The sequence below is a fragment of the Paracoccus halophilus genome, from assembly GCF_000763905.1.
GTDB lineage: Bacteria > Pseudomonadota > Alphaproteobacteria > Rhodobacterales > Rhodobacteraceae > Paracoccus > Paracoccus halophilus.
In genome coordinates this window covers 1-11,996 of the sequence record NZ_JRKN01000001.1, presented here as the reverse complement: position 1 = coordinate 11,996, position 11,996 = coordinate 1, and the positions used below count along the sequence as shown (strand labels likewise).

Sequence of the window (11,996 nt, the reverse complement as noted above, 5' to 3'; positions counted from 1 at the left end):
ATTGCTTCACAATGCCTGCATATGCAGGAACTCGGCGCCATGCACAAGCATCGCCGCACATCATGAAAACGCTGCGAAGACGACTAAAATACCGCGCAAATGGCCGCTTGTTACTCCGGGAGCGGGAGGGGTTTGTTAAGCTGCGGCAGGTAACGCTGTCGGCCGGGCTTTGAGAAAAGACGAACGACTCGGATGCTGCGCTATCAACACGTTGCGACATATTCCGGAACCGCAACCGGATTCCTGTCCAATATCACCGACCTTCAGGTCCATGCCGGGCCCGGCGGCCACCGGCTTTACAGCGTCACCCATACGGGTGGCGGCTTTACCGCCTTCGACATCGCCGCCGCCGACCGGCCGCTGCGCGAAATCGACAGCCGGCCGCATGCCGGGGCGCTTGGCTATGGCGGCATCCCGACAATCTCGGTGATCGATATCGGGGGGCAGCCGGCATTGTTCGGCGCGGGTCTGCTCAATGCCATGGCGATGGGCGCCGCGCTCGACAGCGATGGCGGGTTCGGCGGTCGCGCGGCATTGCAGGGCGGCGGCCGGTTGCCCGGCGATGTCATCCTGCTGGGCCAGTTCGAAACGCCGCAGGGTCAGTTCATCTATTCCGTCCGCGACGGCCAGACCGCCGTCGAGACCTGGCGTCTGGATGCGCAGGGTGTACCCGGCTTTGTCGCACGTTCGGGTCTGCCCTGGGGGCCCGGCATGCAGGGAACCGAGATCAGCGACATGACGGTCGCGACACTGGGCAGCCGCAGCTTCATGATTTCAACCTCGGCCCTGGGGAATTATGTCGCGGTACAGGCCATCAATGCCGACGGAACCACGGGGCGGGCGCAGATGCTGTGGGCGGATCGCGGTCTGGGGCTGAACCAGCCCGGCCACCTGACCACCGTCACCGTCAATGGCGTGACCTATGTCATCGTCGCCTCGTCGCAAAGCTCATCCCTGACGACGCTGCGCCTGACCTATTCCGGCGAATTGCTGCCCACCGATCATGTCATCGACGAGCTGACGACACGCTTCAGCGGCGCGTCGGCGCTGGCTTCGCTGACCCTGGATGGCCGCGCCTTCGTCTTCGCGGGCGGCGGCGACGATGGCGTTACCGTGTTTACCGTGATGCCCGATGGTCGCCTGCTGCATCTGGCGACGCTGGCCGACGGCCTCGATCGCGCGCTGGCCGATGTCTCGTCGCTTTCGGCGGTGGAGATCGACGGCCAGATCGCGCTTTTCGTCGCCTCGCGGAGCGAAGCGGGCATCACCCAGTTCGCCTTCGATCCCGGCGAGCTGGGCCTGACCCAGGTGGCCGGCCGCGGCGGTCAGAGCGGCAGCGGCGGCAATGACATGCTGCAGGCAGGGGACGCGACCAGCAGCCTGAACGGCGGCGCCGGCGACGATATCCTGATCGCGGGCAGCGCCCCCTTGCGGATGCGGGGCGGGGACGGCGCCGATACTTTCGTCGCGCGCGAGGTCAATGGCCGCATCCATATCGACGATTTCGAGCCCGGCACCGACCGGCTTGACCTGTCGCTTCTGGGCATGATCCGCAGTACGGCGCAGTTGACCTTCCGGCCGCAAAGCGATGGTATCAAGATTTTTTTCGGCAACAGCGTGGTCTGGATCAGGACCCGCGACGGCACCACCATGCAGGCCGGATACTTCGACAACCTGCTGTTCCCGATCTCGCATTACGACCCGCCCGACATGATGACGAACATCCTGGGCACATCGGGGCACGACACGCTGACGGCCGGGCAATACGGCTCGTCCATCCTCGGGCTGGCCGGGCGTGACGTGTTGCTGGGTCGCGACGGCGACGATTATCTGAATGGCGGTGCGAACCCGGACACCATCAATGGCGGCTCGGGCGACGACACCCTGCATGGCGGCGACGGCAATGACGTCCTGCGCGCCGCGTTCGGCGATGACCAATCGTTCGGAGGCAACGGCAACGACCTTCTCTATGGCGGCGGCGGCAATGACATCCTGATGGGACAGCAGGGAAATGATCTGCTGATTGGCGAGGATGGCGATGACCGGCTGATGGATGACAGCGGGCATAACACGCTTTGGGGTGGGAACGGCAACGATCTGTTGAAGACCGGCACCGGGCATGACCGTCTGCATGGCGGCAATGGCGACGATACGATCCGCGCGCATCACGGCAACGATCTGGTCTATGGCGCGCATGGCCGCGACAATATCTCCGGCGGCGCGGGTCATGACACGCTGGATGGCGGCCAAGGCGGCGATCTGATGTCGGGCGGAGGCGGCAATGACAGGATGCTGGGCGGTCAGGGGCACGACACGATGTTCGGCGATCATGGCGATGACACGATCGCCGGTCTGCAGGGGCCGGACCAGATATCGGGCGGCGCGGGGAATGACAGCCTGCTGGGGCAGTCGGGCAATGACCTGATACGCGGCGCCTCGGGGGATGATTTCATCAGGGGCGGGCTGCATGACGACACCATCATGGGCGATGCCGGCAATGACCGCATCTTTGGCGATGAGGGAAGCGATTCGATTCGCGGCGGCGCCGGGAACGATGTCATAGATACCGGCGAGGGCGACGATTTCGTCAAATCGGATGGCGGCAACGATACGGTGATCGGTGGCGACGGCAATGACACGCTATGGAACCTTGCCGGCGACGACCGCCTGATCGGCGGCAATGGCGACGACATGATCCTGTCGCGCGACGGCAACAGCCGCCTTTACGGCCAGTCGGGGAATGACATGCTTCAGGGCGGCGGCGGCAATGAAAGCCTGCATGGCGGCAGCGGCGACGATACGCTGATCGGCAATGCCGGCGACGACAGGATGTTCGGACAGGCGGGGAACGATATTCTGCAGGGCGGCGCCGGCAATGACCATCTCGCGGGCGGCGCCTCGGACGACCGGCTGGAGGGGGGCGCCGGCGATGATATCCTGAACGGCGGCCATGGCAGGGATCACTTCGTCTTTGTCGCGTGGCGGGATTTCGATGGCGGCCATGACATTATCCAGGATTTTCGTTCAGGTCAGGACCTGATCGACATGAGCGGGCTGGGCCTGAGCTTTATCGGCGCGGCGGAATTCTCGGGCGCGGGGCAGGTACGCAGCTACTGGACCCGCGAAACCGCGCGGGTGCTGGAAATTGACCTGGACGGCAACGGGCGGGCCGATCTGACGATCGGCCTTGGCGCCATCGCGCGGATCGACGAAACCGACCTGCTGATCTAGCGCTCCAGAAGGATGCGGTAATTGCGCACCAGCATCAGCAGGCCAAAGAACAGCAGGATGACCGACACCGAGATCACGAAAAGCGCGCTGACGTAATTCGCCTCATAGGTGGGATAGACGCCGCGCCGCATGATGCCGACGCAGTGCAAAAGGGGGTTGAACCACATCAGCGCCTGCGCCTTTGCCGGCATGATTTCATACAGAAAGAAGACCCCCGAAACCAGAAACAGCGGCCGCGTGGCGATATGCCAGGCCCGTTCATAGACCGGGAAGGCGGTCATCATGTAGCAGTTGAACGCCCCCACGCCGACCGCCAGCAGCGTCGTCAGCAGCAGGCTTTCAAAGATCGCCAGCATATTGGTCATGACCGGAAGCTGATAGATGACATGAATGCCGGTAAGGACCAGCCCGATCACGGTCGCATGGGTCAGGGCGTTCAGCACCACCCGCGCCAGCATCGTATCGACAAAGGTCACGCAGGGATAAGCCAGAAACGGGCGGGAAAAGCGAATCGAGGTGGCAACCTTGTTCGCGATGTCGTTGAACATGGCAAAGGGCAGAAACCCGGTCGCGTAGAACAGCGGAAAATTCGTGCCCAGACCCGGGCTGCGCAAGGCCATGCTGAACAACACCGACAGCAGCGCCACACCCAGCACCGGCTCGAGTACCGCCCAGATATATCCTCCGGCCGAACGGCCATAGGTGGTGGCGATCTCGCGCAGCATCAGGGCGACCACGGTCCGCAACATGCGCAGGCGCGGGCCGTGCCGATATGGGCGCTGCGGGGCACGTTTCGGGGTGGTAATATCGGACATGTGAACGCAAAAGCTGGTCTTGGCGACCGGCAATATGTATCAACTGCGGCTAAAAGGTAAACCAGCGAAAGCAAAACTGCGGTGACGAGCTCTTCACATCCGAACGATGGCAAGGCCGTTCAGCCTGCCCGGCAGAAATCCGGCGGGCAGGATGGCGCCGCGCCGCAGCCCAGGACGAACCGGCCGTTTCCGGACAAGCCCGCGCTCGTGAATGACAGACCGCAGAATGCAAGCGGCGACGCCGAAGCCGCGCCCCGCCCCCGGCCGGAGGCCGGTCAGCAGGATTTGGCGCGGCAGCAACGGGCGGCGCGGGTCAAAGAGGAACAGGCCAAGGCGCAGCAGGCCAAGGCGAAGCGCGCGCAGGCACTTGCCCTGCGCCAGCAAAACCAGCCGATCCCGGTGCGCCCGATGAACAAGCCCGCCGCCCATCCTGCCGCCCAGGCCTTGCCGGCGGGCGCGGCGCCGCCGCAGCAGGCGATACCGGTGCGGCCGACCGTCAGTTCGGCCTATCCGCGCCGGCGCCACTGGCTGCTGCTGATCTCTTTCATCGTGATCGTGCTGCTGCCGGCGGCGATCTGGGGCTGGTATCTGTGGGTGCGGGCCAGCGATCAGTACGTCTCGACCGTGGGCTTTTCGGTCCGCAAGGAAGAGGCGACACCGGCGATCGACCTGCTGGGCGGCCTGGCACCGCTGGCGGGAAGCACCGGCGCCTCGGACACCGATATCCTTTATGAATATATCCGCAGCCAGGATATGGTCGAAAAGATCGATGAAAAGCTGGACCTGCGGGGGATGTTCTCGCGCGAATGGCCGCGCGATTTCGTCTTTGCCGCCGATCCCGAAGACCATATCGAGGATCTGACCGAATACTGGCAGCGTCAGGTCAAGGTGCTTCACGACAGTTCCAGCGACCTGATCACGCTCAAGGTCAGCGCCTTCACGCCCGAGGACGCGCAGCGGATCGCCGCCGCCGTGTTCGAGGAAAGCTCGTCCAAGATCAACGATCTGTCGGCCATCGCGCGCGAGGATACGACCCGCCTGACCCGGGCCGAGCTGGACAAGGCGCGCGAGGAACTGACCAGGACCCGCCAGGCGATGACGGCATTCCGCATGCAATCGCAGATCGTTGACCCCGAGGCGGATCTGGCCGGCCAGATGGGCGTGCTGAGCGGCCTTCAGGCGCAGCTGGCCGAGGCGCTGGTGGCCCATGACCTGCTGGTCGAGAACGCGCGACCCACCGATCAGCGGGTGATCCAGTCGCAACAAAAGATCGATGCCCTGCGCCGTCTGATCGAGGCCGAGCGCAGCAAGTTCGGCGCCGCGGGCCAGGGCCCCTCGGGGGAAAGCTATGCCCAGTTGATGGCGGAATACGAAAAGCTGGCCGTGGACCGCGAATTCGCCGAGGGCGCCTATCGCGCGGCCCGCGTCTCCTATGAGGCAGCGCTGGCCGAGGCGCAGCGCAAGTCACGCTATCTCGCCGCCCATATCGAACCCAAGGTCGCGCAAAGCGCGACCGAGCCGGACCGGCTGTGGCTGTTTCTGATGGTCACGGGCATGCTGCTGACCGGCTGGTCTATCCTGGCCCTGATCTATTACAGTATCCGCGACCGCCGCTGAGCCATGATCCTGCTTGAGAACCTGACCAAGGTTTACCGGCTCAAGGGCCGCAAGACGGTGGTCGCGGACAATCTGAACGCGGTCTTTCCGACCGGCTCGGCGGTCGCGCTGCTGGGCCGCAACGGGGCGGGGAAATCGACATTGCTGCGCATTATCGCCGGCACCGTCTCGCCGACCTCGGGCCGGGTGCTTTCGGACGGCACCATTTCATGGCCGGTCGGCTTTTCGGGCAGTTTCCACGCCGATCTGACCGGCGCCCAGAACGTGCGCTTCGTGGCCCGGATCTATGGCGTCGATACCGACGAGCTGGTCGCCTATGTCGAGGATTTCGCCGAACTGGGGCAGCATTTCCATCAGCCCTTCTCCAGCTATTCCTCGGGGATGCGGTCGCGGCTGGCGATGGGCACCAGCATGGGCATTCACTTCGACACCTATCTGGTCGATGAGGTGACCAGCGTCGGCGATGCGGATTTCCGCGCCAAATCGCAAAGCGTCTTTCGCGACCGCATGGCCCGTTCCAGCGCCATCGTGGTCAGTCACTCGATGCCGATGATCCGCCGGATGTGCAATATGGGCGCGGTTCTGGATCGCGGCCATCTGAGCGTGTTCAGCGATCTGGACGAAGCCATCGCCTATCACGAGGCGATCCTGCGCGTCCCTGCCGCGGCGCCCGACGACGACTGATCAGCCCTTCAGCAGCGCCTCGATCTCGGCCCGGCGGGTCGCGACCAGCCCGGGATCGCCGCGCGATTCGACATTCAGGCGCACCACCGGTTCGGTGTTCGAGCGCCGCAGGTTGAACCGCCAGTCCTGAAACTCCAGGCTGATGCCGTCGGTCTCGTCGCGCCGCGACGCTTGCGGGGCGAAATGCGCGACCACCCGCGAAATCGCGGCCTCCGGATCGTCCAGAAGAAAATTGATCTCGCCCGATGACGGGAAGGCCCGCATCCGCTCGGCCAGCAGATCGGTCAGGCTGGTCTGCCGGCGCGACAGCAGTTCGACCATCAGAAGCCAGGGCACCATGCCGCTATCGGCAAAGTGGAAATCGCGGAAATAGTGATGGGCGGACATTTCTCCGCCATAGATCGCGCCGGTCTCGCGCATCACGCGCTTGACAAAGGCATGCCCGGTCCGCGCCTGCACCGCCTGCCCGCCCGCCCTCGCGATCATGTCGCGCGTGTTCATGACCACCCGCGGGTCATGGACGATCTTTTCGCCCGGATGCTTTTCCAGAAAGGCGGTGGCCAGCAGTCCGACGATATATTCGCCCGGAATGAAGTTCCCCCGCGCGTCGAAAAAGAAGCAGCGATCGAAATCGCCGTCCCAGGCCACGCCCAGATCGGCGCCATGCGCGCGCACCGCATGCGCCGTCATCGGCTGGTTTTCCGGCAATAGCGGGTTCGGGATGCCGTTCGGAAAGGCGGCATCCGGCTGGTGGTTGATACGGATGAACCGCAAGGGCGCGCCGCGCCGTTCAAGTTCGGCGGCGATCGCGTCGAAGGTCGGCCCGGCCGTGCCATTGCCGGCATTGACCAGCACCGTCATCGGCCGCAGGGCGGCCACGTCGATGAAATCCACCATCGCCCCGGCATAGGTTTCGCGCGCCTGCGAAAACGCGCGCGCCGCACCCCGCCGCGCGGGCGCGGCGAACCGGCCCGAGCGCGCCAGCGCCGCGATGTCGGCGAAATCACCCTCGGGGTCCAGCGGCGCGGCATCGCGCCCGACCAGTTTCATGCCGTTATAGTCGATCGGATTATGCGAGGCGGTCACCTCGATACCGCCATCGGCGCCGAAACGGGCGGTGGCGAAATACATCTCTTCGGTGCCGGCCAGACCCAGATCGCGGACATCGGCGCCGGCATCGGTCAGCCCCCGGATCAGCGCCGCCGCCAGTCCGGGCGAGGTTTCGCGGCTGTCGCGCCCGACGATCACATCCCGCGCGCCCAGCACCTGCGCGAACGCCCGGCCGATTCGATAGGCCACATCTTCGTCCAGCGCGCTGCCCAGCCGGCCGCGCACGTCATAGGCCTTGAAACAGTCGATCTGTCGCGCGGGCATCTGGTCCTGAGCGGTCATGGGCATATCCTTTTCCTGCCTCTCATCGCTACACCAGCAGCCTCTCGATGGGAATAATGCGTCAGAATTGAAGAAGGGTTAATGCTCATCCCAAGGCCGCAGGTGACGCGCGCCCTGCCCCGCGCTAGACCAAGCCAAACCGCAAGGAGACGCCAATGGATACCAGGGCCCTGATCGCCGCCTATTACGACGCCTTCAACGCCGGGCGCACCGATGAGATGCTGTCCTATCTGCATGACGAGGTCGAGCATCACGTGAACGAGGGCGACATCCGCCGCGGCAAGGACAGCTTCGCCGAATTCAACGCCCATATGACGCGCAGCTATCGCGAAGAACTGACCGATATCGTCATCTTCGCCAATGAGGCGGGCGACCGCGCGGCAGCGGAATTCACCGTGAACGGCACCTATCTGGCCACCGATGAGGGCCTGCCCGAGGCGCGCGGCCAGACCTACAAGCTGCCCGCCGGCAGTTTCTTCACCATCCGCGACGGCAGGATCGCGCGGGTGACGACCTATTACAACCTTGCCGAATGGACCCGGCAGGTCGCGGGATGACGGAAACCCGCGTCCTGACCGGCGATGCCGTGGCCGAGGTGCTGGACGACCTCGCCCGGCTGCGCATCGCCGTGTTCCGGGACTGGCCCTATCTCTATGACGGCGATGCGGATTACGAACGCGAATATCTGCGCGCCTATCAGACGCCCGGCGCGGTGGTGGTCGCGGCCTATGACGGCGCGCGGATCATCGGCGCCGCGACCGGCGCCCCGATGGAGCATCACGCCGATGATTTCGCGGCCGCCTTTGCCGCCCGGCCCGAGCCGCTGGAGGACATCTTCTACTGCGCGGAATCGGTGCTGTTGCCCGCCTATCGCGGCCAGGGGCTGGGTCATGCCTTTTTCGAGGGGCGCGAGGCACAGGCCCGCGCGCTTGGCCGCCGCTACAGCGCGTTCTGCAGCGTGATCCGCCCCGCCGATCACCCGCTACGCCCCGTGGATTACCGCCCGCTTGACGGTTTCTGGCGCAAGCGCGGTTATGCGCCGCTGCCCGGGGTGGTGGCCGAGTTCGAATGGAAGGACCGCGACCGACCCGCCCCCTCGCGCAAATCCCTGCAATTCTGGATGAAAGACCTGTGACCCGCATCGTCAGGATCGCCTCTGCCGCATATCCCATCGACTGGTTCGAGGGATTCGACGCCTATCGCGCCAAGATCACCCGCTGGGTGCAGGAGGCCGCCGATTGCGACCTGCTGGTCTTTCCCGAATATGGCGCGATGGAGCTGGCTTCGCTGGGCGGCCTCGAAATCGCCGCCGATCTCGAGGCATCGCTGCACGAGGTCGCCCGCCACGCCCCCGCCCGCGACACGCTGCATGCGGAACTGGCAGCGGCGCATGGGCTCCATATCCTTGCCGCCTCGGGCCCCGCCTTCGAGGGGTCGCGCCCGGTCAATCGTGCGGTGCTGTTCGGACCGCAGGGCCGCATCGGCCATCAGGACAAGCAGATCATGACCCGCTTCGAGCGCGAGGAATGGCACGTGACCGGCGCCCCCGGCCTGCGCGTCCTTGACACGCCCCTGGGGCGCTTGGGCGTGTTGATCTGCTACGACGCCGAGTTTCCGCTGCTGGCCCGCGCCCTGGCCGAGGCTGGCGTGGAAATCATCCTGACGCCCAGTTGCACCGACACGGTTGCGGGCTTCAACCGGGTCCGCGTGGGGGCCATGGCGCGGGCGCTGGAAAGCCAATGCGTGGTGGTCCATTCGCCCACGGTCGGCAATGTGGCCTGGAACCCCGCCATCGACGAGAACCGGGGCCGCGCGGCGATCTATGCGCCTTCGGACGGGTTCTGGCCGGAAAGCGGCGTCGTGGCCGAGGGGGAAATGGACGTCCCCGGCTGGGTCAAGGCATCGGTGGATCTGGATCTGGTGGCGGAAAGCCGCAGGAACGGGCGGGTGCTGCCGTTTCGGGATTGGGCCGAGAGTGTGCAAAGCCGGTTGGTGGATTGACCATTTCCGGCAGGCAGCTGGGCCGTCGGGAATGTTGGGGCAAGATCAGCCGTGCGAAGGTTGCATGTATCGGAAAGGCAATCCTATTCTCTCGAAAGATTGGAAACACGGACAAACCCTGCCATGACATTCCTGCGCGCGATATGCCTCCCTGCTGGCAAAATCCTGGTGCTTCTGGGTCTATTGCTGCTGGGTGCATGCGCGGCAGCCCCGCCCGATACGCGCCCTGATGAGAAAAGCACAAGGCTTGGCACAAGCTGGGGCGAAGGTCTCGAGTCGAATGTCAGCACCGTCAGCCTGCGCAGGAAAAGCGACACCGCCCTGTCCGTACAGACATTGCATTACTCTGCGGCGCGCGGCGATGGCGAGGTCCTGCGCGAGGTGCAGGCCGCGGATGGGCGGGTCGGGCTTCGTGTGCTCAGAGAAAACGGCACGGCATGGCCGATCTATCGCAGGGATGGCGTCGAGCGCCTGCAGGGCCGGAGCGGAGAAAGATACACCCTTCAATATCGCAACTATTCGAGGACGAGGACCTATGAGATTGTCGCGACAGTGGACGGTCTGGATGTCCTGAGCGGCAGACCCGGCAGCCTTGGCAACCGGGGATATGTCCTGCGGCCCGGCGCGATATTCCAGATCAAGGGTTTCCGCAAGAGCAGCAGCGAAGTCGCGGCGTTCCGTTTCGCCAGCGTGGACGATTCCTATGCGGCAAACAGCGCGGCCGGATCGCGTTCGAATACAGGCGTGATCGGAACGGCCGTCTTTGAACTGACCGCACCGGCGCCCTCGGGGCAGCCGCGTTGCGGAGAGGCCCCCTGCGCGTTTCCCGAAAACGGGGACGGTCCCGGGTCCGGCTACGCACCCCCGCCCTCTTATCGTTAACCGCGCTTCGATCCGTGGCCGCAGCGACGGTTACTCTTACTGGGTCACAAGAGATGGTTTAATCTGGGTGCCGCATGGACATCGCATCTATCTGCGTGCCAGCGTGACAGTCAGTATTCTACGCAGCGTTGCGATCGAGTTTGAGCTGTGCCGTTTGGGCCGTATCGGCGGCTTTTTCGGGTTGAGAACCGCGGGAAACGGGATATCGTGGATTTCGGCGGTGAGGTCGGTCGTCTGGCAAAGCTGACGGATTCCGGCCAGGAAATCACCGGCCTCGTGCCAGGACATGCGGGCCTTACGGATGCAGTTTACCAGCGCTTCGTTCAGCACCTGAACGCTGACCATTCCCCCTTCGGCCAGGAGGCTCTCGGCAATTTCAGCTTTCGGGCCATCATCCAGCAGAGAGAGAATGATGTTCGTGTCGAAAAAGTCAGCGCGCATTCGCCTGGTCGCGGGTCAACCTGTCCGCCGCAGAAAGGCGCCCGCGGAATTTTCGCAGTTCCGCCAGCACTTCATTGGACGAGTGACGGCGGCTGATGGCCAGCCCGGATCGTGTCCGATGCAGCTCGATCTCGTCACCTGCCTTAAGGCCGAGTTAGCGCACAAGTTCGGCAGGTAGCCGAACCGCCAGCGAGTTCCCCCATTTTGCTACCTGCATTTCCATGCCCTTCCCGGATATGCATATCGAAAATGTATATCAGACCTTGTCCTGCTTCAAGATATGGGCTGGCGCTCGCGACCGGATCCTCACAGGAGATATTGGCCGGATTACGAACGAATTGCGGACATGCGGACGAAACCGCCATTTTGAGGCAGACTCAGCGTAGAATACTGCGCTGCCTCACCAGAAAGCCAACTGCTCGAAGGCCTGCACCGGCGCATTAGTTGTTTGATCCCACGGTTTGATGGTGCGATCCTTTCTTTAGACTGGAAGGATGCGCTATGGGACAAATTCGTCACTGCAGCGCCACGACGACGCACGCTGTCCGAGCAGCAATAATGAGGGCCTGCCCGCCATCGGTCCAAGGGCTGGCCCGAATGATCGCAAACTTCGCTCGCGCAGCTGAGCCGGGAGTTGGGCATCAACCCCAAGACCGTTGCGAAGTGGCGCAAACGCGCGATGGTCGAGGATATGAAGACCGGGCCATCGAAACCGCGCTCTACGATCCTGTCTGAGGATGAAGAGGCGGCGATCGTTGCCTTCCGGCGCCATACACTTCTGCCATTGGACGACTGCCTTTACGCCCTGCAGCCGTCCATCCCGCACCTGACGCGATCTGCGCTGCACCGCTGTCTGCAGCGACATGGCATCTCGCGTCTGCCTGATATGGAAGGCGACAAGCCGAAGCGGTCGAAGTTCAAACGCTACCCCAT

10 protein-coding genes and 1 pseudogene are annotated in these 11,996 nt (G+C 64.2%); 8 read left to right on the top strand and 3 right to left on the bottom strand.

Translation table 11 applies throughout. From position 1 onward, the window contains the following. Positions 1–192 precede the first annotated feature (192 nt). A complete protein-coding gene (locus tag IT41_RS00055) occupies positions 193–3,231 on the top strand; it encodes a calcium-binding protein (protein WP_231564658.1) in 3,039 nt (1,012 codons plus the stop codon). Here IT41_RS00055 and IT41_RS00050 read toward each other — a convergent pair. Then, the gene (locus IT41_RS00050) at positions 3,228–3,980 is read right to left on the bottom strand and encodes an ABC transporter permease (protein ID WP_036738100.1); all 753 of its coding nucleotides are present in this window, start codon (positions 3,978–3,980) and stop codon (positions 3,228–3,230) included. The two genes, IT41_RS00055 and IT41_RS00050, sit on opposite strands and share 4 nt — an antisense overlap. A gap of 147 nt (positions 3,981–4,127) precedes the next feature. Here IT41_RS00050 and IT41_RS00045 point away from each other — a divergent pair, with 147 nt between their 5' ends. Next, positions 4,128–5,663: a capsule biosynthesis protein gene (locus IT41_RS00045; protein ID WP_036737696.1), complete on the top strand. Its 1,536-nt coding sequence runs from the start codon at positions 4,128–4,130 to the stop codon at positions 5,661–5,663. Positions 5,664–5,666: 3 nt separating this feature from the next. Then, positions 5,667–6,347: an ABC transporter ATP-binding protein gene (locus IT41_RS00040; RefSeq protein WP_036737694.1), complete on the top strand. Its 681-nt coding sequence runs from the start codon at positions 5,667–5,669 to the stop codon at positions 6,345–6,347. On the opposite strand, the gene IT41_RS00035 is transcribed toward IT41_RS00040, so the two are convergent. Then, positions 6,348–7,739, bottom strand: a complete 1,392-nt coding sequence (locus IT41_RS00035) for a phosphohexomutase domain-containing protein (protein ID WP_269429279.1) — start codon at positions 7,737–7,739, stop codon at positions 6,348–6,350. A 155-nt stretch (positions 7,740–7,894) separates the two neighbouring features. On the opposite strand from IT41_RS00035, the gene IT41_RS00030 reads away from it, so the two are divergent. From IT41_RS00030 to IT41_RS00015, 4 genes are all read left to right on the top strand, one after another. Then, entirely contained in the window at positions 7,895–8,296 is a 402-nt protein-coding gene (locus IT41_RS00030) for a ketosteroid isomerase-related protein (RefSeq protein ID WP_036737693.1), read from the top strand. After that, complete coding sequence (locus IT41_RS00025; RefSeq protein ID WP_036737692.1) at positions 8,293–8,874, top strand: GNAT family N-acetyltransferase; 582 nt, start codon at positions 8,293–8,295, stop codon at positions 8,872–8,874. The genes IT41_RS00030 and IT41_RS00025 overlap by 4 nt, the downstream gene beginning before the upstream one ends. Beyond that, positions 8,871–9,740, top strand: a complete 870-nt coding sequence (locus IT41_RS00020; RefSeq protein ID WP_052081195.1) for a carbon-nitrogen hydrolase family protein — start codon at positions 8,871–8,873, stop codon at positions 9,738–9,740. Before IT41_RS00025 ends, IT41_RS00020 begins: the two co-directional genes overlap by 4 nt. A 123-nt stretch (positions 9,741–9,863) precedes the next feature. Continuing rightward, positions 9,864–10,622 carry a hypothetical protein gene (locus tag IT41_RS00015; protein WP_052081194.1) on the top strand — a complete coding sequence of 253 codons (759 nt, stop codon included), beginning with the start codon at positions 9,864–9,866 and terminating at the stop codon, positions 10,620–10,622. Between the two features lie 87 nt (positions 10,623–10,709). Here the strand turns inward: IT41_RS00015 and IT41_RS00010 are convergent, their stop codons facing one another. Next, entirely contained in the window at positions 10,710–11,063 is a 354-nt protein-coding gene (locus IT41_RS00010) for a PIN domain-containing protein (protein ID WP_052081193.1), read from the bottom strand. 501 nt (positions 11,064–11,564) lie between these two features. On the opposite strand from IT41_RS00010, the pseudogene IT41_RS00005 reads away from it, so the two are divergent. After that, positions 11,565–11,996 (top strand): annotated as a pseudogene (locus tag IT41_RS00005) (transposase family protein); the annotation flags it as partial.

Excerpts from the sequence above, each read along its gene's own strand:
- IT41_RS00055 (WP_231564658.1), top strand. The coding sequence starts at position 193 with ATGCTGCGCTATCAACACGTTGCGACATATTCCGGAACCGCAACCGGA.
- IT41_RS00050 (WP_036738100.1), bottom strand. The coding sequence starts at position 3,980 with ATGTTGCGGACCGTGGTCGCCCTGATGCTGCGCGAGATCGCCACCACC.
- IT41_RS00040 (WP_036737694.1), top strand. The coding sequence starts at position 5,667 with ATGATCCTGCTTGAGAACCTGACCAAGGTTTACCGGCTCAAGGGCCGC.
- IT41_RS00035 (WP_269429279.1), bottom strand. The coding sequence starts at position 7,739 with ATGACCGCTCAGGACCAGATGCCCGCGCGACAGATCGACTGTTTCAAG.
- IT41_RS00030 (WP_036737693.1), top strand. The coding sequence starts at position 7,895 with ATGGATACCAGGGCCCTGATCGCCGCCTATTACGACGCCTTCAACGCC.
- IT41_RS00025 (WP_036737692.1), top strand. The coding sequence starts at position 8,293 with ATGACGGAAACCCGCGTCCTGACCGGCGATGCCGTGGCCGAGGTGCTG.
- IT41_RS00015 (WP_052081194.1), top strand. The coding sequence starts at position 9,864 with ATGACATTCCTGCGCGCGATATGCCTCCCTGCTGGCAAAATCCTGGTG.
- IT41_RS00010 (WP_052081193.1), bottom strand. The coding sequence starts at position 11,063 with ATGCGCGCTGACTTTTTCGACACGAACATCATTCTCTCTCTGCTGGAT.